The organism is Chryseobacterium ginsenosidimutans (assembly GCF_039536845.1).
Classification (GTDB): Bacteria; Bacteroidota; Bacteroidia; order Flavobacteriales; family Weeksellaceae; genus Chryseobacterium; species Chryseobacterium ginsenosidimutans_B.
This window is the reverse complement of record NZ_BAAAZJ010000016.1, coordinates 58747-85088: the sequence shown is the minus strand read 5'-3', so window position 1 is coordinate 85088 and position 26342 is coordinate 58747. Positions and strand designations below refer to the sequence as shown.

The window sequence follows — 26342 nt, the reverse complement described above, 5'->3', positions numbered from 1 at the left end:
GTGTTTTTTTAGGCTCCTCCTTAGGAGCCTTTTTGTTTTTAAGTAATACGTTTTTTATTGCTGGAGCAGATCCACTCGTCTTTCTTACATTTTTTACAGCTTCCTGCTTCTCCGGTTTGTTTTTCTTCAGTATATCCGCAAAATGTACATGAATAATGATCTCTTTGTTTAATCATTTTCAATGGTTGATCTAAGGAATCAGGCATGATGGGAAGTCCGTATTTTACCTTTTCATCTTCGAAGAAAAACACGCTTATCTCGCCGGAACTCTCTTCAATTGCTTTTTCGATCTGTCCCAATTGTGAAATACCTCTTAACCTTAATTCGGCAAAGAATTCGTCACTTCCAAGATTCTCTTTTTTAAAATTATCAATAGAAAATTCTCCGTTTTCGATCAGGCAGATAGGCTTTCCTTCAATTAACTGTTCAAATTTCTTATTTTTTGCGATTAAATAAGTAACAATCGTATATAACAGAATAATAACGATAAAAACCATGATTGATGAAACAATTCCGACATCTTTATTAAACATCGGATCTCCTGCTGCAGAACCGAGACCTATAATCACAACAAGCTCGAAAATAGAAAGTTGTTTCACTCCCCTTTTTCCCAGAACTCTGAGTCCGATAATGATCGTTAAAAACATGATGGCAGTACGCAAAATGATCTCCAGAATAAACGACCATTCTTCATGTCCCATCAATAATTCTTTCCAGTCTAATTGTAAGAGAAATATGGACAACATAGAAAATTATTTATTTTCAAATGTCCAAAAAATACGCCAAGAAAAGTGAAAGCTTTTAACCTAGTTTAAAGAACTGCAGCATTTTGCCAATAGAAATCTTATCTAAAAAAGATTTAAACTAAAACCGAACCGCCATCAATTGTAATAATCTGTCCTGTTGCAAAAGCCTGTTTCATCAGAAAAACGAATGTCTGTGCAATTTCTTCTGCCTTTCCTACTCTTTTTACCAATAAAGAATCTCCAATGTTTTTGTAAAATTCATTTCTCTGCTCTTCCGGAATTCCGTTCCAAAGATTAGTCTTGATAACTCCCGCAGAAACTGCATTTACTCTAATCGGAGCCAATTCTACCGCCATTGCTCTGCACAAACCATCCATCGCACCACAAATACTCGAAGCCAATGCCCAACCTGCCCCCGGTCTTTGATTTGCAGTTCCGCTCATTAAGTTAATAGAACCGCCTTCATTAATGTTTGGAGTTGCATATTTTATGGATGCTAAAGCTCCCCAATAACGAAGTGTAAAGAAATTTCTTGCCTGTTGTAGATCTGTTTCTGAAAGATTGGTTAAATTTAAATTTTCACCCGCAGTGTAAACCAAATGATCAAATTTACCAATATTTTCAAAGAAATGTTTGATATTTTCTTCTTTGCTTAAATCGATAGCATAACCCTGAGTTCCTTCCGGAAAATCTTGTAAAGCTTCATCAATTCTTTGTTGATTGCTTGAAACTATGACAACACTCGCTCCTTCCTCTGACGCAGCTTTTGCTGTTGCCAATCCTAATCCTGAACTTGCTCCAAGTACGATTACTTTTTTGTTTTTTAGTGTGTTCATTTTTTTAATTTGATATTAAATTTTATTATTAAAAACTATTGATTATTGTGTTGCTCCACCGTTGATTAATAAATGCTGTCCATTCACGAAAGACGAAAGATCACTGGCGAAAAATTCTGCAACATTCGCAACATCTTCCACTTCTGCTAATCTTCCCATCGGACAGCTGTCGAGAAGTGATTTTCTTAATTCAGGATAGCTGTTTTCTTCTGCGAAAATCCCGGAATGATCTACCGCAAAAGGAATAATAGAATTTACCGTAACTCCACGATGTCCGATTTCCTTAGAAAGTACATCTACCATATATCTCGGCGTTGTTTTACTCCCACCATAAACTGCCATTCCCGGAACCGGAAAAGATGTCGTACTGGATGCGATGTAAATGATCCTTCCATTGTCTTCCACGTTTTTTGCAGCCTGTTGCATCGTGAAATAAGCTCCTTTTGTATTAATGCTGAACAAACGGTCGAATTGCTCTTCTGTAAACTCTGTCACGGGTGTTTCTACCATTTCGATGCCTGCATTGGCAATGACGATATCTATTTTCCCGAAAGCATTTTTTGCTTCATTAAAGAGTCTTTTAATATCTGCCACTTTGCTCACATCTGCCTGAACTGCAATCACACCAACATTCATCGCTTTGATATTTGAAACCACCTCATCTGCGGAAGTTTTATCTCTTGAATAATTGATCACAATATTTGCTCCCAATGCTGCATAACGCTCTGCAATCGCTTTTCCTAAACCTCTGGCTGAACCTGTAATTAAGGCTGTTTTGCCGTGTAAATTGTTTTTCATTTTTGTAAATAATTAATAATGGGTAATAAGTAATTTCTGAATGATGAGTAAATAAGTAAAGGTTCCAATAATTGCCCATTACTTATTACTCATTGCTCATATTTAAGCCATTCCTCCGTTTACACCGATATTTTGGGCATTGATCCATTTTGCTTCGTTGCTTGCTAAGAAAACAACTACGTTTGCGATATCATCGGTTTCTGCAATTCTTCCGAAAGGATTTAATGATGCTAATCTGTCGATGCTTTCCTGAGATTTTCCTTCTAGAAATAATGCTGTAGCAGTCGGACCGGGAGAAACTGAGTTTACATTAATTCCTCTGTGCCCGATTTCTTTTGAAAAAACTCTTGTCAATTGCTCTACCGCAGATTTTGTTGCCACATAAGTTCCGTAACTGGGAAGCATTAATCTGTTGACAGAAGTTGAAAAATTAATGATACTACCATTATCTACTAATTTTGTCGAAGCTTCTCTAAGTGTGTTGAAAACTCCTTTCACATTGATATTAAAATGACGGTCAAAATCCTCATCCGTAGTTTCCTGAATAGTTTTTGTGATCATAATTCCGGCATTGTTTACCAAAACATCAATTCTTCCAAAATGTGCGATCGACTGGTCGAAAAGATTTTTCACATCTTCAGGTTTACTTACATCAGCCTGAACTGCGATAGCTTCTCCGCCATTTGTTTTGATGGTTTCTACTACGTTGTCGGCATCTGTTTTACTTCCTGCGAAGTTGACGATTACTTTTGCTCCGGCTTCTGCTAATTTTTTAGCAACTTCAGCCCCGATCCCTTTTGAAGCGCCTGTTACAAGGACTACTTTGTCTGATAAATTGTTCATGTTTTTGATTGTTTAATTTTACATGACAAAGGTAGGACGAGTGCAGACCGGGTTTATTGCAAATTCTAAAGCATTAGTTGCAAATTTTAAATATAACTTGAAAAATGTAAAGATTATTTACTTTCGATTCCTTCTTTTCTGTATTGGGCAGGTGTTGTTCCTGTATGTTTTTTAAAATAATTGCTGAAATGTGCCGCTTCTGAAAATCCCAGTTTAAAGGTAATTTCTTTAATGGAAATTGAGGAATTCTGTAATAACGCTTTTGCCTCAGAAATAGTTTTCTCGGCGATCCATATTGTAATGGGCTTTCCGGTTTTTGATTTGATGACGGTGCTTAAATAATTGGGATGAAGGTTTTGTGCATTGGCATAATCCTGAACCCTGAAAACAGTTTCCACTTTATCTGAACTTAGATCACGATAATGCTTTTCCAGAAGCTGTTTAAAAGATTTTACGATCTGCGAACTTCTGTTTCCTTCGTAGATCGGGTTGTAATCCTGCCAGAAATACTCTTTAATCTTATAAAACAAAACGGCGAGAAGATGTCCGATGATTTTGTATTTGTAAGTGTAAGTTCCTGTATATTCTGCATGAACCTGAAGATAAATTTTTTCTAAAATTTCATAAAATTCATCCGTTACAATTTTAGGTTTTACAGTTTCTGTTAAAAGAAAAGGAAATGTTTCAAAAACTTCTTTGCCAATATGTTTTTTAAGAAAGGTTTCATCAAAAGTGACTAAGTAAATTTCTTCAATTCTTTCCCAACAAAATGTCCTGTAATTGCTTGGGTTTGTAAAATAGACCGAATGTGCCTTCACTTCAAAAGAATAATCATCAATGGTATAATTCCCTGCTCCATCTTTAATAAAAAGTAAAGAGAAAAAATTCGGACGATAAGGTTTCGACTGATATGGAAGTTCAAAACCAACTTCTTTTAAATTAAATATCGAAAAGCCTTCTGCCGTATCGATAAGATTAACAGGAAGATTCAGATGTTGATATAGTTCAAATAAAGAATTGGATTCGAAATTGGCGTTTTCCATAGATTAAAAATACATTTTTTTGATAAAATGTGAATGATAAATTCTAATTCATAATTGATTTATAGGTCAAAATTCACCATTCACAAAATATCAAATTAAGCCGGTTTACTTATTCCCAGATTTTCATTAATATATAAATTCGGATAATTGATCAGCTTTGAGACAAAATCTGCAATACTTCTTCTGGAAATCGCAGAACCTGTTTCCGGAGAGCCTTTCAATGTTACAGCGTAGTCAATTTCGTCATTGTTGGTAAACCAATCCGGTCGTAGAATTGTATAATGTAATCCCGAATCTTCAATCACATCAGCCAATTTTCTGTAAGGTTCTAAAACCGGACGCAAAGGTTTTCCGTAAATTCCAATCGAACTGATGGCAATTACTCTTTCGACATGCTCTTCTTTCATTGCTCTAACGATATTTTTAGACATTTTTTCAAGATCTCCGTCGAGATTGATGTAGACAATGTCCTGATTTTTTACGGCTTTTTTAATATCATTAAAATTTAAAGCATCGCCTTCTATCATTCTGCAATTATCTGAAAGATATTTCGGAAGCCTGTTTTTATTTCTCATAAACAACGTTATTTCGGTATTTTCCAAAGGTTTCACTGCTTCGATAACATATTGGGCAAGACTTCCTGTAGCCCCGATTATTAGTACTTTTTTCATGTATTGTAGTTATTTTCCTACCCTGTCTTGAAAGAGTTTAGGGTATCTTTCGCCTGTAATCGTAATTTTTGAGGCGGATTCTTCTATTTTTTGTAAATCTTCTATTGTTAATTCAATATGTACAGCTTCGATATTTTCTTCTAAACGGTGGATCTTCGTAGTTCCCGGAATCGGTGAAATCCAAGGTTTCTGAGCTAATAACCAAGCTAAAGCGATCTGTGCCGGAGTTGCGTTTTTCTCTGCAGCGATCTGCTGTAAAAGCTCTGACATTACAAGATTTGCTTTTCTATTCTCTTCCGTAAATCTTGGAAGGATATTTCTAAAATCAGTTTGATCAAACTGAGTGTTTTCATTAATTGTTCCTGTCAAAAATCCTTTTCCAAGCGGACTGAACGGGACAAAACCAATTCCTAATTCTTCCAAAGTCGGCAGAATTTCTTTTTCCGGTTCTCTCCACCAAAGAGAATATTCGCTTTGTAAAGCGGTCAAAGGTTGTACTGCATGAGCTTTTCTAATAGATTCCACACCCGCTTCAGACATTCCGAAATGTTTTACTTTTCCTTGTTGAATAAGGTCTTTTACTGTTCCTGCAACATCTTCAATCGGCACATTCGGGTCGGTTCTGTGTTGATATAAAAGATCGATAATGTCTGTTTTTAATCTTTTTAAAGAAGCTTCCACCACCTCAACAATATGCTCCGGTCTGCTGTCAACACCTTCCGTTGGAATTGCATTTTTAAACCCGAATTTTGTAGCAATCACCACTTTATCTCTGAACGGAGCCAAAGCTTCTCCTAATAATTCTTCGTTGTGGAAAGGTCCGTAAGCTTCTGCGGAATCAAAAAATGTGATTCCTGAATCGAAGGCTTTTTGTAATAATTTGATGGCTTCGTTTTTTTCAGTTGCAGGACCATATCCGAAACTTAATCCCATACAGCCTAATCCCAATGTTGAAACTTCTAATCCACTGTTTCCTAAAACTCTTGTTTTCATAAATTTAATTTTTGTAAAATGTTAATTAATAAATGTCAATTGTGAATTTTCCTTTGCTAGTAATTTTGCTGGAATATTACAAAGGCGCAAAGCTTTTTTAATAATTATGCTGTTTTTAAGGCACAATAAAATCAAAGATTTCAATAATTAAACTTTCAATTTTATCGCAGATAAAATCCTTGTGCCTTAAAAATATAGTTTTAAATATAACCTTTGCGTCTTTGTGCTATTCCAACAATTACACATTCATAATTCACTTTCTTCTTTGCAAAGTTGGCAAGTTTAAAGGATCACTTTTGTATACGGATTACTGTATTTATTACCAAAATTACTGTTTGAGGTTCTGTAATGATTTTCAAGACGTTGTATTGCCTACATTTGTATCAGGAAAATGATTGAATCATGGAAAAGATTATAAAAATCAATACAGTAGATTTCTACAATAAACTTCGTGGTGTAGAGACTTTGAATCCTTTGGTGAGCGTGCTTGATTTGTCTAAAGCTAAATCTCTGCCAGAAGAAACTTTCAATTTCGGACTGTATGCAATTTATTTAAAAGAATTAAAATGCGGAGAATTGAGGTATGGCAGAAGTACCTACGATTATCAGGAAGGAACGCTGGTTTGTGTTGCTCCGGGACAGATTATGCAGGTTCATGCAAGAACGGAAACTGTTGCGCCAAAAGGTTGGGCATTGGTTTTTCATCCGGATCTTATCAAAGGAACGTTGCTAGGAAAACATATTCAGGAGTATAATTTCTTTTCTTATGATTCTAATGAAGCGCTGCATCTTTCTGAAAAAGAAAAACATATCGTGATGGATTGTTTCCTGAAAATTCAGGATGAATTGGAGCAGAATATAGATAAGCACAGCAAAACATTGATCGCTTCTAATATTGAATTATTTCTAAATTATTGCACCCGTTTCTACGACCGACAATTTATCACGAGAGATAATGCCAATAAAGGAATTTTAGAGCGATTTGAAAATATTTTAAATAATTATTTTTCATCCGACAAACCTCAGAAAATCGGACTTCCGTCTGTTGCATGGTGTGCCGAAGAAATGAATCTTTCTGCCAATTATTTCGGAGATTTAATAAAAAAAGAGACAGGAATTTCTTCACAGGAATATATTCAGTCGAAGGTGATCGATATTGCGAAAGAAATGATTTTCGATGTTGATAAATCGATTAGCGAGATCGCTTATGATCTTGGTTTTAAATATCCACAACATTTTACAAGACTTTTTAAACAAAGAGTGGGAATCTCCCCGAATGTTTATAGATATCAAAACTAAAACATAAAAACCGCTTTAAATAAGGCGGTTTTTATATTATTTTTTAATCCAGTCTTCCTGAAGTAATGCATAAATTACATCATCGACCCAATTATTTTTCCAGAATAAGCTTTTCACAAAATGACCTTCTTTTCTGAAACCGATTCGTTCCATTAAATTAAGTGAATCAATATTATCGGGATCAACAGAAGTCATGATTCTATGCTTTTTCAAATCATTAAAAAGAAAATTGATAACTCCTTTTAAAGCCTCAGAAGCATAGCCTTTTCTTTGAAAGTTTTTGTTTAAAGTAATTCCCAGTTCCACCTGCAAATTTTCATTTCCGAAAAAATGAATTCCAACATCTCCGATGACGGCTTTCGTTTCTTTATCCGTAATTAAAATCTGATACCAGCTTTCCGGTTGATTGAATTCTTTACTATTCCTCTGGATAAAACCTTCAACATCTTCCAACGTTTTTGGAATCCAGCTTTGGAATTTATTGGCTTCCGAGTCTGAACGGTAATCGAAAATTGCCTGCTTATCATCAACTGTGATATCTCTTAATAATAATCTTTCTGTAAAAAGTTGCATGGTTTTAATTTAAAAACAGACAAAATTAGGATTTTAATGTTAAAGCTCATCCAAAACCTCTAAAATCTGAGTATAAATAAAAAACAATTCCTCCGAAGTAATGCAATACGGCAGAACGAGATACATCACATTTCCCAAAGGCCGCATGATAATTCCTCTTTTTAAAAATTCGTTGTATAAAATTTTCCCGATTTCGTTAAAATAAGAAGCTTGTTCATCATTTTTAATTTCCCAGGCTAGAATTGTTCCTGTCTGTCGTACATTTTCAACTTTTGAATGTTGTGTTAAAACTTCCGAAAACTGAGAATGCTGTTCAGAAATTCGCTGAATATTTTGTTGGGTTTCTTCACCTAATAATAATTCCATACTTGCCAAAGCAGCCGTACACGCCAACGGATTTGCTGTAAAAGAATGTCCGTGAAACAACGTTTTATATTTATCATCAGACAAAAAAGCATTGAAAATATCGTTCGAACAGGTTGTAATTCCCATTGGCATCGTTCCGCCTGTCAAACCTTTTGAAAAGCACATAATATCGGGCTTTTCCGAAAGGTAATTGGCTGCAAAAAGCTTTCCTGTCCGCCCAAAACCTGTAAAAACTTCATCCTGAACCATTAAAATTTTCTGTTCGCGACAGAATTTCATTAATTCATCCAAATTCTGAGCTTCATACATTAACATTCCCGCTGCACCCTGAACTAACGGTTCGTAAATAAAACATGCAATTTCATTCGCGTGATTTTTAATCTGATTTTTCAAATTTTCCAGATTTCCAGAAGTCGGAATATCGATAAAAATAACTTCAAACAGCATTTCCCCAAAGGGTTTTGTCCAGACACTTCTTCCACTCACAGACATCGCCCCGAAAGTATCGCCGTGATAAGCATTTTTAAAAGCTAAAATCTTTGTTTTTTCTTTTCCCTGATTGTAAGCGTGTTGAATACACATTTTCAAAGCAACTTCCACCGCTGTCGAACCATTGTCAGAATAAAAAACTTTTTCTTGATTTTTAGGTAAAAGCTTTAATAAATTCTCTGAAAGCTGTATCGCCGGTTCATGCGTAAAACCTGCAAAAATAACCTGTTCCAACGTATTCAACTGCTCAGAAACACGCTGTGCAATATAAGGGTGTGCATGACCGTGAAGCGTTACCCACCACGAAGAAACGGCATCAATATATTTATTTCCCTGATCATCAAAAAGATAAACTCCTTTACCTTTGAAAATTGGAATAGCGTCGTCGGCGGTTTTCATTTGGGTGTACGGATGCCAGTTGACAAGTCTGTCACGTTCTTGTAGATTCATAATTTTAGAAATTGGGCTAAGCGTTAGTTTTCCAGGTTTCAAACTGATCCATCACTTTTTCTGCTTGTCTTTTCATCGGTTTTAATCCTAAAGTCTGCAGCATTTGCATATCTTCGGAAACTCCCGGATTTGGCGTTACCAATAAGGTTTCTCTTTCTCCCGTAAAGATCGAATTCGCACCTGCCATAAAGCACCAGCCTTGCTCAAATTCTGTCATTTCAATTCTTCCGGCACTCAGACGAACCATTGATGAAGGCATTACAATTCTTGCGGTGGCAATCATTCTCACCATTTCCCAGGTATCCGTTTTTTCATTATTTTCAAGCGGAGTTCCTGCTACTCTTGCCAATGCATTGATGGGAACAGACTCCGGATGTTTTGGCATGGTTGCTAACGTTAAAAGCATAGAAATTCTGTCTCTGTGCGTTTCTCCAAGACCGATAATTCCCCCTGAACAAACCGTAATTCCTGCTTTTCTGACATTGTTTATGGTGTTAATTCTGTTATCAAAAGTTCTTGTAGAAATGATCTCTTCATAATACTGCTCCGATGTATCAAGATTATGATTATAAGCGTACAAACCTGCTTCCTGAAGGCGAATTGCCTGTTCTTCTGTCAACATTCCAAGGGTACAACAAACTTCCAGTCCAAGATCATTCACGCCTTTTACCATGTCGATTACACGATCAAAATCACGGTTGTTACGGACTTCTCTCCAGGCTGCAGCCATACAGAAACGGGACGAACCGCTGTCTTTTGCTTTTTGGGCATGTTCAATAACTTGTTCCGTTGGAAGCAAAGCCTGCACTTTGATATTGGTGTGATAACGCGCTGCCTGCCCGCAATACGAACAATCTTCCGGGCAACCTCCCGTTTTTATCGATAATAATGTTGACATCTGAACTTCTTCAGGATTGTGCCACTCGCGGTGAACGGTTGCAGCTTTGTAAATAAGCTCAAGTAACGGTAAATTGTAAATCTCTTCTATTTCTTCTTTTGTCCAGTTATTTCTTAATTTTGTTTTATCCATTATCCTATTTTTGTTAATTGTTTTATAGTACTTTCTATGTTTTCTTTTGTTATATTTTCGATGTCGGGAATCCTAATAATCTCGGTTTCCGGTTGAATATTTTTACAAATGACTCTTTCTGTTTCAGATGGAAAATTTCCGTTAAGAATTAAAAATTTTAGATTAATTTTTCTTTGGTTTAAAGCCATAATCGACAATAAACTGTGATTGATGCAGCCTAAATAATTTCTCACGACAAGAACAACAGGAATATTTAAATTTTCAATTAAATCAAACATAAATTCGCTGTCAGACAACGGAACCATTAATCCGCCCGCTCCTTCTATAATTAAATTATTTTGAGTTTCAGGAAGTGTAAAATCATTGATGTTAATTAAAATTCCTTCTTCCGCAGCCGATTGGTGAGGTGATGCCGCTAGTTGTAAACGATACGTTTCAGGATGACAAACAACATGCTCTCCTAGCCAATCCTTAATTTTCATGCTATCTGAAAAATGTAAATCCCCTGACTGAATCGGTTTCCAATAATCAGCATTAAAATATTTCGTTAAAATTGCCGAACAAACGGTTTTTCCTACTTCCGTTCCGATTCCGGTTACAAAAAGTTGTATTTGTTGCGAATTTTGTATTTTAAATTTTGTATTCATAATTTTTATTCACTCACTTTGTCATTCCGTAGGAATCTAAACTTAGTTTTGGATCAATATAATTGTCTAGATTCCTACGGAATGACAAAATAGATGGATATTTTACTTCAAATAAATTCCTTAATAATTTTAGCTAACTGTATAATTTCCTCTTCTGTATTAAAGCTGTGCAGGCAAATTCTCAATCTTTCCGATCCTTCTTTTACAGTCGGACTGAAAACCGCATAGGTTAAAAATCCTTCATACAATAAAGTTTCTTTCACCATTTTCAAACGATCATTATCTGGGATTACAATCGCCTGAATCGGACTCTTTTCATAAGACGGAGTTCTTAAATTCTGTTGGCGAAAAACTCTAATGTTTTTTTTGAGTTTTATTGATAATTCAGAATTTGCTTTTAAAAATTCATAGCCTGTTTTTATACTCATCCATTGAACATCCTGAGCTGAGGTTGTGTAGATGAATGGCGATGCAAAATTGATGAGATAAGATTTGATTGTATCGTTGGTTAAAATGGCTGCACCATTTGTTCCTAAAGCTTTCCCATAAGTTACAACTGTAGCCATAATTTTATCTTGTAATTGATGTTTTTCAACCAAACCATATCCGAAAACCCCAAAAGCATGAGCTTCGTCAATCATTAAATGAGCATTGTACTTTTCAGCAATTTCTACAATCTCTTGAATCGGCGCAAAATCCCCATCCATCGAGTATAGGCTTTCGATTGCGATGTAACAATTTCCGGTTTGCCTTTTTAAAATTTGTTCTAAATCTTGATAATCATTATGCTTAAATTTCAACTTTCTCGCATGGGACATTTTACAGGCATCATGCACAGAACGATGAATTTTTTCATCAACGATAATCGTATCATGACGAGTTGGAAGTGTTGAAAATAAAGCTAAATTGGCATTGTAACCAGAAGAAAAAAGCAAGGCAGAAGAATAGTTGTGCTCTTTTGCAATATAATTTTCGGTTTCAATAATGGTCGAACTGTTTCCACTTATCAACCTAGAACCGGTACTCCCAGAAAGAAATTGAGGATTTTCTATGATTTGATTGACTAATAAATTTTGCAGTTCCTTATTTCTCGCCAATCCCAAATAGTCATTAGAATAAAAATCTATTCCTTCTGATTTTGGCTGTAAAATTCTCAAAGTTCCGTCTTCTTTTCTTTTTTCTAAAGCTTCCAGAAAATGATTAAAATTGTTAAGCATAATTAAACTTTGCAACTTCCTCAATGATCGCATTGATCCATTGTTCATGAAGTTCATGTTCGATTTTTAAAATATTTTCAGCGTGTGGCTTCCAATTTTCAGAAAATTCATCCAATTGATTAATCATTTCCTCCAAATGCCCTTCTTCTTCCAGAATAATTGATTTTACCATGATTTTTGACGAAGTTTTTGTCAGAATATCCTGATAAACCGGATACAATTCATCAGCACGAACTTCAATCGCATACGTCACAAAAAGATAAGCTGCATATTTTAATTCCTCTTTTGTTAAATTGAAATTATTCTGAAGGTATTTGCAAGCTTTAACATCCAAAGAATGGAGATATTGTCGTGTCGCAATAGATGCTAAAAGTTCTTTCCCATCATAGGTTTTGCAAAATTCAGAATCTAATTTTCCAATTTGTTTTTTAAGATAATAAGCGTGGCGATGCTCTTCTGCAGCGTGTTTTAGTTGGATTAAACTTACTTTTGTCGGATGTTCACAGGCAGAAATTTTTCTTGCTCCGGCGTTTTCCATGAAAGAAAGTGTGTTGAGCCATTTGGCGTGGGTTTCATTATCCTGTACAATTCTTTCAAGCAGATTGTAAAATTCCATATGTTTTTATTTTATGGCCAAATGTAGTATATTGCCGGATGGTTGAATGGTGCCAGTTTTAATATTATGGATAGTCCGGTTGAAATTCCTTATCAAAGTTTTATAAAAACCGATAGAGGTTCTGATGTTTCTTTGTATATGCAGATCGCAAATCAGTTGATTAATGCGATTCAACGAGGTTATCTTCCGTTCGGAACAAAACTTCCGGGAACGAGAGCTTTGAGCCAGATTTTGGAAGTCCACAGAAATACGATTGTTGCGGTTTATGACGAATTATTTGCACAAGGTTGGGTGGAAAGCCTTCCCAATAAAGGAACTTTTGTCATTGGAAAGGATCAGGATCAACCGTTAAAAATTAAAAATTTCGAAAAAAATAATCTCGAAAACTATCCCAAAACAGTAGGATTTTCTTTTAAAACGTCCAATATTTTAGACAATCCTTTCGAGCATTCAAACTGTGAATATATTTTCAATGACGGCATTCCCGATATTCGTTTGACTCAAATTGATCAGCATTCCAGAATTTACAGCTCTATTTTAAAAAGAAAAGCCCATAAAATCGGGCAATACAATCAGGATGGGAGTGAATTTTTTAAGAAAAACCTTTCTCAATATTTAAATTTATCAAGAGGATTGCCGATTTCAAAGAATAATCTTCTAATCACAAGAAGTACGGAAATGAGCATTTATATTGTTTCTGAAATTCTATTGTCACAAGGAGATACAGTTTTGGTGGGTGAATTAAGCTATTTTTCAGTCAATATGATTTTTCAGAAAGCAGTCGTTAAAATTCAGCCCATTCCTATTGATAACGAGGGGATTAACGTCGAAGAAGTAAGAAAAATCTGTGAAAAACAAAAGATCAGGATGTTGTACCTGACGCCACATCATCATTATCCCACAACCGTTACTTTGAGTGCCCAGCGAAGATTGGAATTATTAAATCTCGCGAACGAGTTCGGATTTATTATCCTTGAAGACGATTACGATTATGATTTTCATTATGATAAAAGTCCGATTCTTCCTCTCGCGAGTGCTGATACGAACGGAATGGTTGTGTACATCGGTTCTTTCGGAAAATCTCTCGCACCAGGTTTTCGTACCGGATTTATCGTGGCACCTGAAAATTTAATGACCGAAATGCGGAAATACCTCGGGATCATTGATCGACAGGGCGATGTATTGATGGAACACGTGCTGGGCGAAATGATCGCAGAAGGCGAAATCAATCGTTATCTAAAAAAATCTTTGAAGATTTATAAAGAACGGAGAGATCATTTTTCCTTGCTTTTGAAAGAATATTTGAATGAATGTATTGATTTTCAGAAACCTTCCGGTGGACTGGCGATTTGGACAGAATGGAAAATTCCGGTTAATTTGATGCAACTCAGCCGTGAATGCGCAAAAAATAATTTATTCATTCCAAAAACACTACTCTATCAAAATAAAAACCTTAGCGCGATGAGATTGGGCTATGGAAATCTTAATTTTAATGAAATGGAAAAAAGTATAGAAATTTTTTCTAAAACGGTAAGATTGCTTACCTGATTACTTTTTTGGTTAGATTTTTGAATTGTAAAATATAAACCAATCACACCATTGAAACTAATCACATTCACAAATAAAGGAATTTACTGTCCCCAGGGAAAATTTTACATTGATCCTTGGCGACCTGTTGATTTGGCGGTCATTACGCATGGTCACGCCGATCACGCGCGTTGGGGAATGAAAAAATACCTTTGTCATCATTTTACAAAACCTATTTTAAAGAAAAGAATTGCTGAAGATATCGAATGTCAGACGTTGCAATATGGTGAAGTTTTAATTATTAATGGAGTTAAACTTTCACTTCACCCTGCAGGTCACATTATTGGTTCTGCGCAAATCCGTTTGGAATATAAAGGATATGTGAGCGTAATTTCCGGTGATTACAAAGTTCAGGATGATGGTTTAAGTACCCCTTTTGAAGTAGTAAAATGCAATGAATTTGTTACTGAAAGTACCTTCGGTCTTCCTATTTATAATTGGCTTGAAGTTGAAGACTTAAATAAAAAACTTCAAAATTGGGTTTTACGAAATAAAGAGAATCAGAAAACATCAGTATTTATCGGTTATTCTTTGGGGAAAGCTCAAAGAATTATGAAAGCGGTGGAAGGCTTAGGAAAAATCAATGTTCACTACTCTATCGGTAAACTCAATAAAGCGTTTGAAGAAGCTGGAATTATTCTTCCCGATTACGAAATTCCGGATTTTAGAGAAAGTGTAAAACATGTTCAAGGCGAAATTGTAATCGTTCCACCTGCTTTGTTAGACAGTAACGTAATTAAGAAAATACCGGACGCTGCAACAGCGATTTGTTCAGGCTGGATGCAGGTTCGCGGTGCCCGAAGATGGCGAAGTGCAGATGCAGGATTTCCTATGAGTGATCACGCAGACTGGAAAGGTTTATTACAAGCCATAAAAGCTACAGAAGCGGAAATTGTTCATGTAACGCATGGACAAACCGAAGTTTTTTCTAAATATTTAAATGAAATCGGAATAAAATCCGATGTAGTGGAAACTCTATATGGTGATGATGAGGAAGAAACTGAGAAAGAAACTATCGAAAATCCCTAATAGCAATCTCCAAACCTTCAAGGTTTCAAAAACCTTGAAGGTTTAATAAAAATAGACTATGAAACATTTCGCAGACCTTATCAACGTTTTAGAAAGCACCAATAAAACCAATGCCAAAATTGATGCGATCATCGATTATTTGGAACGCGCTCCGGATGAGGATAAAGTGTGGTTTATCGCTTTGTTTACAGGCAAAAGACCGAAGCGGAATGTCAATACAAACTATATGAAAGAATGGGCTTTGGAAATTACAAAATTACCGTTTTGGCTGTTTCAGGAGAGCTATTCTTCGGTGGGAGATTTAGGTGAAACACTTTCGCTGATTCTGCCTCCTCCCACGGAAAAAATTGACCGTACACTTTCTCAATGGATGAATGATATTATTAGTTTAAAAAATAAATCGGATATTGAAAAAAAAGAATTTGTTTTAAATTCCTGGAATGGTTTAGATTATACGGAACGTTTGATTTTCAATAAATTACTAGGTGGAAGTTTCCGGATTGGAGTTTCGGATAAAACTTTAATTAATGCCCTAACAAAATTTTCAGATCAGGAATCAAGTACGTTAACACATAGTTTAATGGGAAAATGGCTACCTGATGAAATTTCATTTAAAGAACTGATTTCGGCGGAAAAAATTAACCCAGATAACTCCAAACCTTATCCTTTCTGTTTAGCTTATCCTTTGGAAAAAGAACCGGAAGAATTGGGAACTCCTGATGAATGGCAAATCGAATATAAATGGGACGGAATTCGTGGACAAATCATCAAAAGAAATGACGAAGTTTTTATCTGGTCAAGAGGAGAAGAATTGATTACTGAGCAATTTCCTGAAATTACAGAGGTTGTAAAAACGATGAAAGGAAACTTTGTTTTAGATGGAGAAATACTTGCGGTAAAGGATGATAAAGTTTTAAATTTTAATGAATTACAAAAAAGATTAAACAGGAAAACTTTAACTAAAAAAATGCTCTCTGAAATTCCGATTGAAGTTTTCACTTATGATTTATTGGAATTGGAAGGAACTGATTTACGGGAAAAACCAATCTCCGCTAGAAGGGCAATGCTGGAAGAATTATTATTAAATGAAGCTCCTGAAAATATAAAAATTTCTCAAGTCATTGACTTTGAAAAATGGGAAAATTTAAACCAAATCAGAGAAAATTCCAGAGAAATTAACAGTGAAGGTTTGATGCTAAAACAAAAGAGTTCGCCCTATCATTCCGGACGAAAAAAAGGCGATTGGTGGAAATGGAAAATTAATCCATTGACTATTGATGCAGTCTTAATTTACGCTCAAAAAGGTAGCGGGCGACGAAGTGCTTATTATACTGACTACACTTTTGCCGTGAAAAATGAAGATAAATTAGTTACAATTGCAAAAGCATATTCCGGGTTGACAGATAAAGAAATTATGGAAGTCAGTAAGTTCGTTAATAAAAATGCAATTGAAAAATTCGGTCCTGTCCGAACTGTAAGAGCTGAGCTTGTTTTTGAGATTGCTTTTGAAGGAATTGGTTTCAGCAATCGCCATAAAAGCGGGGTAGCATTACGTTTTCCGAGAATTGTAAGATGGCGGAAAGATAAAACTGTCAATGAAATTGATGATTTGGAAGAGATTAAAAAACTGATACAATAATTATAATTTAATTAAAAATATAATTTGTCAACATTTGAAAATACCAACGGATTTAACGTCATTCAGCAATGGATGGCGGATAAAGGTATTTCACCATTCAAATTTCAGGTCGATACCTGGAAAAAATTCGGCAACGGTTACAGCGGAATGGTTGTTGCGCCGACAGGTTTTGGGAAGACTTATTCTGTTTTTTTAGCCTTAATTTCAGATTTTTTAAACCATCCCGAGAAATACAAAAACGGTCTGAAAATGATCTGGATCACTCCCCTTCGTTCGCTTTCTAAAGATATCGCAAAAGCAATGCAGGAAGCGATTGACGAGATAGGATTAGATTGGGCAGTTGGCGTCAGAAACGGAGATACAGATCCGAAAGTTCGACAGCAACAGGTCAAAAATATGCCTGAAATTTTAGTTGCAACACCCGAAAGCTTACACTTGCTTCTCGGGCAAAAAAATCATCCGAGGTTCTTTCAAAACCTGCAAAGTATTGTCATTGATGAGTGGCATGAATTGTTGGGTTCAAAACGTGGAGTTATTGTTGAATTGGGTGTTTCTCAACTTAGAAAACATGTTCCGAAACTGAAAATTTGGGGAATTACGGCAACCATCGGAAATCTTGATGAAGCAATGGAAGTTTTAATTCCTTATGATATTAAAAAGACAAAAGTTACCGCCAAAGAGCATAAAAAGATTGATATTATTCCTGTTTTTCCGGATGAAGTAGAAATTTTGCCATGGGCAGGACATCTTGGACATAAATTGGCTGATAAAGTCGTTCCGATTATTTTAGACTCAAAATCAACGATCGTTTTTACAAATACCCGCAGTCAGAGCGAAATGTGGTATCAGTTATTGCTTGATGCTTATCCTGATTTTGCCGGACAAATTGCGATTCATCACAGTTCGATCGACGCTCATTTGAGAATCTGGATCGAAGAAAATTTGAGTAACGGAAAATTAAAAGCAGTTGTTTCCACTTCATCTTTAGATTTAGGTATTGACTTTAAACCTGTTGATACCGTGATACAAATAGGTTCCGCAAAAGGTGTTGCAAGATTTCTCCAACGAGCCGGACGCAGCGGTCACTCCCCTTTTGAAACATCAAAAATTTATTGTGTTCCTACTCATTCTTTAGAATTGATTGAAGTTGCTGCATTAAAAGAGGCTGTTAAGCAAAATGTCATCGAACCTCGTGAACCGCAGGTTTTGTGTTTTGATGTTTTGGTTCAGTTTTTAATGACTTTAGCGATCGGTGACGGATTTTATCCTGAAGAAACCTATGAAAGGATTAAACAAATTTATACTTTTCAGGAAATCACTGATGATGAATGGAAAAGTATTCTTGACTTTTTGACAATTGGAGGAAGTGCTTTAAAAAGTTATGAAGAATACCACAAAGTTGTCGTGATGGACGATGGTTTGTTTAAAGTGACTTCAAGAAGAATCGCGATGCTCCATCGTATGAATATGGGAGCGATCGTAAGCGATGCGATGTTGAAAGTGAAATTTATTTCGGGCGGATATATCGGAATGGTTGAGGAATATTTTATCTCAAAATTAAAAAAAGAAGAAAAATTTATACTTGCCGGAAGAGTTTTGGAAGTGGCGATGGTAAAAGATATGACGGTATATGTCCGATTGTCAAAAGGAAAAGCTTTGGCGCCAAGTTATTTGGGCGGAAGGCTGCCGTTAAGCTCAAATTTAGGACATTTCTTAAGAGAAAAATTATCTGGAGCTTTAAATCCAAAAGCTTCTGAGAAAGAACTGAAATTTTTACATCCATTATTAATAAATCAGGAAGAACGTTCACATATCCCGAAAGAGGATGAATTTTTGGTTGAATTGATTAAAAACCGTGAAGGCTATCATTTGTTTATGTATCCTTTTGAGGGGCGTTTGGTGCATGAAGTAATGGCTGCCTTGATTGCATACCGAGTTTCAAAACTGGCTCCAATCTCTTTTTCAATGGCGATGAATGATTACGGTTTTGAATTATTCAGTGATAAAGAAATTCCGTTAAATGAAGAAAATTTAAATAAAATTTTAACCCGAGAAAATTTGATGGTTGATGTAATTTCAAGTATTAATTCTGCGGAAATGGCAAGGCGAAAATTTAGAGATATTGCCGTAATTTCAGGAATGGTGATTCAAAATTTTCCGGGACAACAGCGATCAAATAAAGCATTGCAAAGCTCTGCCGGACTGATTTTCAAAGTATTGGAAGATCACGATCCTAATCATTTTTTGGTAAGACAGGCTTATACGGAAGTTTTCAATATGCAGTTGCAGGAACAACGGCTTGTAGAAGCTTTTAAAAGAATTGAAAAATCAAAAATTATCCTGAAATTTGCCAATACTTTTACACCTTTGAGCTTCCCGATTAAGGTTGACAGTTTGCGACAGACTCTTACGAGTGAAAGTCTTGACATGAGAATTCAAAAACTGATCAAGCAATCCGGAAGAAATATAAAAGATTAAAATACCAGAATTTACAAGTGAATATTGTTACAAAAAATATATCTATTCAGAACGAAATTTTTACGATAACCAATCAGCGTGCTTTATTTTGGAAAAAAGAAAAATCGTTGATTTTGTCAGATTTACACATCGGAAAAACCGCTCATTTTCGGAAAAACGGAATTGCTCTTGCCAATCAGATTATGAAGAACGATTTGGAGCGTTTATCGATTTTAATAGAATATTTTCAACCAGAGAAATTCATCGTTGTAGGAGATCTGCTTCATGCCGGAGATAATTCTGATGTCGATGAATTTTGCGCGTGGAGAAATCAATATCCCGATTTACAATTTTATTTAATTGAAGGAAATCATGATAGAATTTCCCAAAAATTAGAATCAAAATTATGTTTAAATTTTAAATCAAAATCTTTAGAAACGGATGATTTTATTTTTATCCATGATTTTGAAAAAGATCAGGACAAATTTCAGATCACCGGACATATTCATCCAGGCTTTGTTATTAATTCTTCTGTGAAAAATATTAAACTGCCTTGTTTTGTGGTGACTGAAAACCAATTACTGCTTCCTGCTTTCAGTGAATTTACGGGATTGGACACGAAAAATCTTCCTAAAAAAGGAAGATTCTATGTTTTTACGGATGCTGAAATTTATGAGATTTAATCTAAAACTTTTCTCATCATCAAATCAGTCTGTTCTTCGTTTCCAAGTTTGAAAATATGTTTGTCAAATTCTACGAAACCATTCTTTTTGTAAAAATTAACTGCTCTCACATTTTCTTCCCAAACGCCCAGCCAAAGATATTTTTTCTTTTCCTGTAAAGCAATTTCCAAAGCTTTGTCATATAAAATCTGACCAACTTTTTTCCCGTGATATTCGCTTTTCACATAAATCCTTTCAATTTCTATGGAATTTTCATCCTGAAGTTCGGTTTGTGATTTCCCGGAATTAACTTTCAGGTAGCCAATCGGATTTTCATCTTCCCAGGCAATAAAAAACTGAGAATCAGGAGTATTTAATTCTTTTATTAATTTTTCTGATGCAAAACTTTCATCCAGATATTTTTGCATTTCATCCTCCGAATTATGTTTTGCAAAAGTCTCGTAAAAGGTTTCTCTTCCTACATTTTGTATGGTTTCCAGATCTTCAGTTGAAGCCTTTTTGATTGTTATTGATGTCATTTTTTTTAATTTACTGTTCTAATTTAATAATAAGATTTTTTATTTCAGCTTCTGAAAGATCTGTTTTTGTTTTTGTATTTACAATTGATTTTAAAGCTAATAGATAAGCCGTTTTCAAAGCAGTTTCTACATTCACATTTTCGTCCGGAATCACTCCTGTATGTTCCCAATTTTTACCTGAAATTGTTGAAGTTATTTTACCATCAGGAATTAGCAACATATATTTATTTTGGATAAAAAAAGGATCAACCGGATTGGCAGCACCACCAGTTTTTTCTCCGATTACTGTCGCCAATTTCCGTTCCTGTAAAAAATAGGCCAAAGCTTCACCTGCAGAAAAAGTGTTACTGCTTGTGAGAAAATAAATACTCTTATTAAGATATTTTTTACCTGAAACTTCTGATTGGGTATTATTTTTAACCGTTTTCCCTGAATTTCGGAAATAGGTTGTATATAATTCGGTTTTCTTATCGAAAAAATAACTGCAAAATAATAAAAGCATTCCGTTGTCTCCGCCTCCATTTTCACGTAAGTCGATGATTAAGGAATTTGTATTGGCGACAAAATTCATCGCAGCTTCTAATGCTTTTTCACTGGATTTTGGTTCTGCAAAACCTTTGTAATTAAGATATCCGATATTTCCGGCAAGCCTTTCTGCTTTTTCAAATCCGAAATTTTCCAGGCTGTTATGAAAATTGTTTAATTTCTCATTTTCTTTCTCATTTATTTTTTTTTCAGGAGTATAATTTTCGAGATATTTTACGAAAAAATGTTTGTCTTTTGTAACGTTTCTTAATTTTTGCGTTAAATTTTCTGCAAAATCTTTTTCATTTAATGAATTAAAATTTTCGGATGCTCCTTCATTCTGAAATAAAGAATCTACACTTTTAAAAACTTTTTCATCAATATAATTTTGCTTGATTTTTTCTGAAATTTCCGCGAGAACTGTTGATTTGTCGCTTTGTCCAAACATTGATGAACACAATACTATTGAAATCAGAAGAGATGTTTTTTTCATTGAAACAGCATTTATTTTAAGCAAAATTATTCCAATACCGACTGTAAAAATTGTAAAAATGGAAACTCAGATAAAAAACCAGATATTTTTCTGTTCTGTATTTACATTTTCGAAAAACTTTCTGGGCTGAATCTTAGTCAGGTCTTTAAAATCTTTAATGAAATGTGACTGATCATAAAAAAGATTTTCATAGGAAAGTTCGGTTAAATTTTTCACGCTTTTATTCTGAATCACCGAATTTCTGAAACGCTGAATTTTCCTGAACTCTGAAGCCGGTTTTCCCAGATATTTTGTGCAGATTTTATTTAAATATTGTCTTGTTATTTGATTTTTCTGAGCAATTTCTTCAATACTAAATTCAGATTCGAAAGCATTGACGATTGCTTCTATTTTACTTAATTTTTTTTCATTGAATTTTGAAATCCAGTAATTTTCAAGCTTTTCAATTTGTGTTTTTCTTTCAGTTTCATTCAGAATAATTTTCATTAAATCCTTAAAATCAGAGGAAATAATTTCATCATGCAAAAATTTACATTCATTTGACTCGAAAAAATGATAGATTCCTAACGGTCTAAAGTAAACAGTAACTTCATTAATGAGCTGTTTATAATAAATTTCAACAGGAGAATTACAGCGTGAAACAAAATCAATAAAAATATTTTCTTCCGAAGACTGACTAATTTCTACCATGTTTTGATCCTGAAAAAACGTAACATTCTGACATGCGGAAATAATAAAATAGTTATCAGGAAATGTAAGATAATTCAGACTTTCATTAGATTCATCCTTCGTCATAAAATAATATCCTTCAATATATTTTTTAAGAACAGGATGATTAGGTTTATAGAAATTAACTTTCATTTTAAAATAAATTTTTCTTAAAAAACGCTTGAAAAAGAGAAAAGTAGTCACAAAAATAAAATCCGAAGAAATTCTTCAGATTTTAAATTGATGAAAATAAAATTTTGTCAAAAGCTTCGGAAGCCAAATGAACCTGAACCGTCCAATCATCTGCTGCTTCGCTTCCTGCATCATCTGAAATGTATTTTAAACATAAGAACGGAATATTTTCTTTCATTGCAATCAAAGCTAAAGGATAAGCTTCCATATCGACAATGTTGTAGACCGTTTCAGAATGATTCATTTCAAAACTGTCACCGCTTCCGCAAATGCCTTCAGGAAGACCATTTTTCTTTAAACCATACTCTAAAACAGGCGGAACTCCGGAAAGTGGAGTTTCGTACAATTGAAATCCCAAACCTCTCACATCCATATCTCTCTGGATGAATTTTGTACAGCAAACTACATCTCCTTTATGAAAATTTTTACTACCTGCAGAACCTAGATTTACGATTAATTTTGGTTTTGTCCGATGAATTTCTTTGGTTAATTCCATTGCGGCATTTACTTTTCCTATACCTGTAATTAGTTTGTTTTTATTATTAAAAACCTTTCCCGCTTCCGAATCCAAAGCAAAAACGAAAAGGGTTTCTTCAATAGAAAATTGATGTTCGTCGTTTATTTTAATCATGAGAAAAACTGAATATTAAATTCTCTTCAAAAATAGAGAATTGTGCGTAATAATTGAAGTTTAAAAACGATTAAAACGAAAAGTAAAAAATCCTCAAATTTTGAGGATCTCATTTATTTTATAAAGTTTAGATTAAATGCTGCAACCATCTGTATCACAGGAATTTTCGCCGTTTGAAAGGTTCTTTAAAGGAGAAACGGTTTCATCATAGGTTTGTTGAAGGGCATTTGCAAAAAGTTCAACAGGCTGCGCTCCGGAAACGGCATATTTTCCATTCAGAATGAAAAAAGGAACTCCGGTAACCCCGTTATTTCGGGCTTCAAGAATATCCTGATTTACTTCATTATCAAACTCTTCCGAAGTCAAAACATTTTTGGCCTCCTCTTTATCAATGCCTAAAGAATCAGCAAGAGAAATCAAAGTCTCAAGATCTCCAACGTTCTTTCCATCAATGAAATGAGCAACAAAAAGCGCTTCTTCCATTTCGTTTGCTTTGTTATATTTTTTAGCTAGATGCAACAGTTTATGGGCAGAAAAAGTGTTGGTAATTAATGCTTTTTCGAAATTAAAATCAATTCCTGCACCTTTTCCCATTTGTGAAACCTGTCCGATCATCTGTTGAGCCTGAGTTTCAGGAAGTCCTTTCTTTTCCCTTAAATATTCAAAAGTATTTTTTGCTTCTTTCGGATCTAAAGTCGGGTCAAGCTGAAAACTTTTCCACTCTACTTCTATTTCATCTTTGAAAGGCAGTTTTTCCAAAGCCTGTTCAAAATTATTCTTTCCTATATAACAAAACGGACACATCACATCCGACCAGATTTCTATTTTCATTTTAATTTATTTTAAACTTTACTGAAGTTTTTCTGAGTTTGTAATGCAAAAGTACTTATTTAAGATGAAGCATTAATTAAGATTTTATCGGTTTTAACGATGATTTGAATCGAAAAAAAACGTTTTACAGATTTAAAAATAATAAAGAACTTTGCAGTATGAAAATTATACCATTAAAAGAAGGAATTTTTTCTACAAACAAGACCAAAGACTTTACTTTATTAACAAAAGAAAATTTTGATACCGTTAAAGGAATTAAAATGTCTGTCACTCCTTTTTTAATTGTTACAGAAAAGGATATTATTCTTTTGGACGCAGGGATCGGATGGAAAAATGAGAACGGGAAAACGATGATTTCTGAAATTCTTGAAAAGGAAAATATTCACCCTAATCAAATAACTAAAGTATTGCTTTCACATCTTCACAAAGATCATATAGAAACCACAATAACACGTACCGAAAACGGTTTTGAAGCTACTTTTCCGAATGCGGAAATTTATATTCAAAAGCGTGAGCTGGGTTTTGCAATGGAAAATCAGGGAAATTATTCTTTCGATTTTGACACACTGGAAAAACTGATCGAACTGGATAATATTGTCTGGATGGATGATGATAAAGGAAATATTACCGATGAGATTTTATATGAAGTAGTTGGCGGACACACTCCTTTTATGCAGGTTTTCTGGATTAAAGAAAATAATGAAACTGTTTTTTACGGAGCCGATGATCTTCCGCAGGAACAGTATTTAAAATATCATTTAGCTTATAAAAGTGATTTTGATGGCAGAAAAGCTATGGAATTAAGGATAAAATGGCAAAAGGAAGCCATTGAAAACCATTGGAAAGTATTGCTGTACCACGATCTCGACAAAGCTGTTTTAGAATTATAAACGTAAAAAAATGGTTTAAATATCATTAAACCATTTATAAATATCGACATCCGAAGCAATATTCAGTTTTTTTCTAAGCCTGTTCTTTCTATTCTGAATAGCTTTGGGAGTTACAAACGTGTATGTTGCAATTTCTTTTGTAGTTAAATTAAGTTTTAAATAAATACAAAAAATCAGTTCAGAATTTTTAAGATTCGGCTGGATTGCAGACAATTTGCTAAAAAAATCCGGATCAACTAATCTGAATTTGTTCAACAGACGAGGAGAATTTTCTTTTGCTAATGTTAAAATTTCGTCTTGTACAAAAATCTTTTGATTTAAATCTTCTAAATTGAATTCAGTTTTTTCGTTTCTCATAGTTTTTTTCTCATCTCTACTAATTTCTGTTGCCCTCTGATAAGCTCCAGTATTATATCTCTCTTCACACTTTACTTCAATTGGAGGGTTTTTATAAACGCTGTTTTTTTGAAGCTTACTTTTATGTAATATTTTATCATTTTGAAAACATCTAACTAATTACTTTTTTATTGTTTTTGGATTTAAGATTAAAAAATTCCCACAAAAACAGGTGATAATTATTTTAGGTAAAGACAAAGAAAGAAAAAATGATTAAAATTTTCCTGAATTGGAATACCACATACATACCACGTTAATTCTTTGGGAATGATTTTTTTATTTTAAATCTAAACTTTTAGATATTTCCGTTATTAGAGGTCAAAACTAGATTTTTTTTGCTTATTTTTTTATGATCGTAATCAATAGAATCAAGAAAAATGAATTATTTCTGAATAAAAAAATTATTTGATATTTAGATATACCAAAAAACCACAGCTATGGTTGATCTTTTATAAATGGAAAGTTTGTAGTAAATTTATTTGTCAAGCTGTTTCTGAAATTCTTCAACATATCTTGCTAAATGAATGCCGTCTGCCAAACCGTGATGGGCTTCAATAGAAACCGGAAGGTATTTTTTACCTTCACGAATACTAAATTTCCCGAATGTGATTTTCGGAATACATTCTTTAGGATCAAAATTTGTCGGATGTAGCAAAGCGCTAAATGAATTCCAGGGAATCGTCGTATGTCTTATATGGTTGATCGGCAAAACGTCATTGCTTATTCCCAACCCTGTTGAATTCTGCACCGATTTTATTTCTTTTTGCAATTCTTCATTAAAAGTTTCAAAATTTTCGGAATAATGGAAAAATGAAAAACCAAATGTTCCATCAGGTCTTGCAATTGTACCTCCAACGTGTACTTCATCATACAAAATCACTTTTCCATCAACAATTCTGAGCTTTAATTCGTCAACTTTATTGATGGCAACCATTGATTTATATAGATAAACAGCATAGAAAGATTTACCCTCTTCTTTAGCTTTATCATAAGCTTTTGTACAGTCTACTTCTGTTGTAAACCCGAAAAACGGACTTTTCATCTTTGAAAAAAATTCAAAATGCTCCTTTCTGTTCCAGTTTTCAATATCTATTACCTTCATTTATTTATTTTTTACAAATTTCCGTAAGATTTACTGATTTTAAA

Annotated in this window: 27 protein-coding genes; 7 read left to right on the top strand and 20 right to left on the bottom strand. The window is 34.3% G+C overall.

All coding sequences use genetic code 11. The features are described from left to right. Positions 1-38: 38 nt before the first annotated feature. The 7 genes from ABD745_RS19865 to ABD745_RS19835 all read right to left on the bottom strand — a co-directional run bounded on the left by ABD745_RS19865 (position 39) and on the right by ABD745_RS19835 (position 5930). A complete protein-coding gene (locus ABD745_RS19865) occupies positions 39-746 on the bottom strand; it encodes a YetF domain-containing protein (protein ID WP_344834294.1) in 708 nt (235 codons plus the stop codon). A 113-nt stretch (positions 747-859) separates the two neighbouring features. Continuing rightward, positions 860-1582, bottom strand: coding sequence for an SDR family oxidoreductase (locus ABD745_RS19860; protein WP_344834292.1), 723 nt, complete (start codon positions 1580-1582; stop codon positions 860-862). Between the two features lie 42 nt (positions 1583-1624). Then, entirely contained in the window at positions 1625-2380 is a 756-nt protein-coding gene (locus ABD745_RS19855; protein WP_344834290.1) for an SDR family oxidoreductase, read from the bottom strand. Positions 2381-2482: 102 nt separating this feature from the next. After that, on the bottom strand, positions 2483-3223 hold the full coding sequence (locus ABD745_RS19850) for an SDR family oxidoreductase (RefSeq protein WP_344834287.1): 741 nt from the start codon (positions 3221-3223) through the stop codon (positions 2483-2485). 113 nt (positions 3224-3336) lie between these two features. Beyond that, positions 3337-4266: a helix-turn-helix domain-containing protein gene (locus ABD745_RS19845; protein ID WP_344834285.1), complete on the bottom strand. Its 930-nt coding sequence runs from the start codon at positions 4264-4266 to the stop codon at positions 3337-3339. Between the two features lie 95 nt (positions 4267-4361). Continuing rightward, the gene (locus tag ABD745_RS19840; RefSeq protein ID WP_344834283.1) at positions 4362-4937 is read right to left on the bottom strand and encodes an NAD(P)H-binding protein; all 576 of its coding nucleotides are present in this window, start codon (positions 4935-4937) and stop codon (positions 4362-4364) included. Between the two features lie 9 nt (positions 4938-4946). Continuing rightward, positions 4947-5930, bottom strand: coding sequence for an aldo/keto reductase (locus tag ABD745_RS19835; RefSeq protein WP_344834280.1), 984 nt, complete (start codon positions 5928-5930; stop codon positions 4947-4949). A gap of 402 nt (positions 5931-6332) precedes the next feature. On the opposite strand from ABD745_RS19835, the gene ABD745_RS19830 reads away from it, so the two are divergent. Then, on the top strand, positions 6333-7229 hold the full coding sequence (locus ABD745_RS19830; protein WP_344834278.1) for a helix-turn-helix domain-containing protein: 897 nt from the start codon (positions 6333-6335) through the stop codon (positions 7227-7229). A gap of 36 nt (positions 7230-7265) precedes the next feature. Here ABD745_RS19830 and ABD745_RS19825 read toward each other — a convergent pair whose 3' ends face one another. From ABD745_RS19825 to ABD745_RS19800, 6 genes are all read right to left on the bottom strand, one after another. Continuing rightward, on the bottom strand, positions 7266-7802 hold the full coding sequence (locus ABD745_RS19825) for a GNAT family N-acetyltransferase (protein ID WP_344834276.1): 537 nt from the start codon (positions 7800-7802) through the stop codon (positions 7266-7268). A 39-nt stretch (positions 7803-7841) separates the two neighbouring features. Then, the gene (bioA, locus tag ABD745_RS19820) at positions 7842-9107 is read right to left on the bottom strand and encodes an adenosylmethionine--8-amino-7-oxononanoate transaminase (RefSeq protein WP_344834274.1); all 1266 of its coding nucleotides are present in this window, start codon (positions 9105-9107) and stop codon (positions 7842-7844) included. A 16-nt stretch (positions 9108-9123) separates the two neighbouring features. After that, the gene (bioB, locus tag ABD745_RS19815; protein ID WP_344834271.1) at positions 9124-10137 is read right to left on the bottom strand and encodes a biotin synthase BioB; all 1014 of its coding nucleotides are present in this window, start codon (positions 10135-10137) and stop codon (positions 9124-9126) included. Then, positions 10137-10784, bottom strand: a complete 648-nt coding sequence (gene bioD / locus ABD745_RS19810) for a dethiobiotin synthase (protein WP_344834268.1) — start codon at positions 10782-10784, stop codon at positions 10137-10139. The genes bioB and bioD overlap by 1 nt, the downstream gene beginning before the upstream one ends. A 107-nt stretch (positions 10785-10891) precedes the next feature. Continuing rightward, on the bottom strand, positions 10892-12001 hold the full coding sequence (locus ABD745_RS19805) for an aminotransferase class I/II-fold pyridoxal phosphate-dependent enzyme (protein WP_344834265.1): 1110 nt from the start codon (positions 11999-12001) through the stop codon (positions 10892-10894). Then, on the bottom strand, positions 11994-12617 hold the full coding sequence (locus tag ABD745_RS19800; RefSeq protein WP_344834262.1) for a hypothetical protein: 624 nt from the start codon (positions 12615-12617) through the stop codon (positions 11994-11996). The genes ABD745_RS19805 and ABD745_RS19800 overlap by 8 nt, the downstream gene beginning before the upstream one ends. Before the next feature lie 66 nt (positions 12618-12683). Here ABD745_RS19800 and ABD745_RS19795 point away from each other — a divergent pair, with 66 nt between their 5' ends. Genes ABD745_RS19795 through pdeM form a run of 5 tightly spaced genes read left to right on the top strand, consistent with a single transcriptional unit; the run spans position 12684 to position 20012 of the window. Beyond that, positions 12684-14165 (top strand): aminotransferase-like domain-containing protein, encoded by a 1482-nt coding sequence (locus ABD745_RS19795; protein WP_344834259.1) that lies wholly within the window; start codon positions 12684-12686, stop codon positions 14163-14165. Between the two features lie 51 nt (positions 14166-14216). Further along, positions 14217-15233 (top strand): ligase-associated DNA damage response exonuclease, encoded by a 1017-nt coding sequence (locus tag ABD745_RS19790; RefSeq protein WP_344834257.1) that lies wholly within the window; start codon positions 14217-14219, stop codon positions 15231-15233. A gap of 58 nt (positions 15234-15291) precedes the next feature. Continuing rightward, positions 15292-16872, top strand: coding sequence for an ATP-dependent DNA ligase (locus ABD745_RS19785; RefSeq protein WP_344834255.1), 1581 nt, complete (start codon positions 15292-15294; stop codon positions 16870-16872). A gap of 24 nt (positions 16873-16896) precedes the next feature. Then, positions 16897-19350, top strand: a complete 2454-nt coding sequence (locus tag ABD745_RS19780; protein WP_344834253.1) for a ligase-associated DNA damage response DEXH box helicase — start codon at positions 16897-16899, stop codon at positions 19348-19350. 17 nt (positions 19351-19367) lie between these two features. Then, on the top strand, positions 19368-20012 hold the full coding sequence (gene pdeM / locus ABD745_RS19775; protein ID WP_344834251.1) for a ligase-associated DNA damage response endonuclease PdeM: 645 nt from the start codon (positions 19368-19370) through the stop codon (positions 20010-20012). On the opposite strand, the gene ABD745_RS19770 is transcribed toward pdeM, so the two are convergent. From ABD745_RS19770 to ABD745_RS19750, 5 genes are all read right to left on the bottom strand, one after another. Beyond that, entirely contained in the window at positions 20009-20530 is a 522-nt protein-coding gene (locus ABD745_RS19770) for a GNAT family N-acetyltransferase (RefSeq protein WP_344834248.1), read from the bottom strand. The genes pdeM and ABD745_RS19770 overlap by 4 nt on opposite strands. A gap of 10 nt (positions 20531-20540) precedes the next feature. Further along, entirely contained in the window at positions 20541-21548 is a 1008-nt protein-coding gene (locus ABD745_RS19765; RefSeq protein ID WP_344834246.1) for a S41 family peptidase, read from the bottom strand. A gap of 66 nt (positions 21549-21614) precedes the next feature. Continuing rightward, the gene (locus ABD745_RS19760) at positions 21615-22409 is read right to left on the bottom strand and encodes a helix-turn-helix domain-containing protein (RefSeq protein WP_344834243.1); all 795 of its coding nucleotides are present in this window, start codon (positions 22407-22409) and stop codon (positions 21615-21617) included. Positions 22410-22491: 82 nt separating this feature from the next. Continuing rightward, positions 22492-23079: a 5'-methylthioadenosine/S-adenosylhomocysteine nucleosidase family protein gene (locus ABD745_RS19755; protein WP_344834240.1), complete on the bottom strand. Its 588-nt coding sequence runs from the start codon at positions 23077-23079 to the stop codon at positions 22492-22494. 132 nt (positions 23080-23211) lie between these two features. Continuing rightward, entirely contained in the window at positions 23212-23910 is a 699-nt protein-coding gene (locus tag ABD745_RS19750; RefSeq protein ID WP_344834237.1) for a DsbA family oxidoreductase, read from the bottom strand. 158 nt (positions 23911-24068) lie between these two features. On the opposite strand from ABD745_RS19750, the gene ABD745_RS19745 reads away from it, so the two are divergent. Further along, a complete protein-coding gene (locus ABD745_RS19745; protein WP_344834233.1) occupies positions 24069-24800 on the top strand; it encodes an MBL fold metallo-hydrolase in 732 nt (243 codons plus the stop codon). A gap of 15 nt (positions 24801-24815) precedes the next feature. Here the strand turns inward: ABD745_RS19745 and ABD745_RS19740 are convergent, their stop codons facing one another. Beyond that, complete coding sequence (locus ABD745_RS19740) at positions 24816-25157, bottom strand: LuxR C-terminal-related transcriptional regulator (RefSeq protein ID WP_185100063.1); 342 nt, start codon at positions 25155-25157, stop codon at positions 24816-24818. 514 nt (positions 25158-25671) lie between these two features. After that, the gene (locus ABD745_RS19735; protein ID WP_344834229.1) at positions 25672-26298 is read right to left on the bottom strand and encodes a CatA-like O-acetyltransferase; all 627 of its coding nucleotides are present in this window, start codon (positions 26296-26298) and stop codon (positions 25672-25674) included. Positions 26299-26342: the final 44 nt, after the last annotated feature.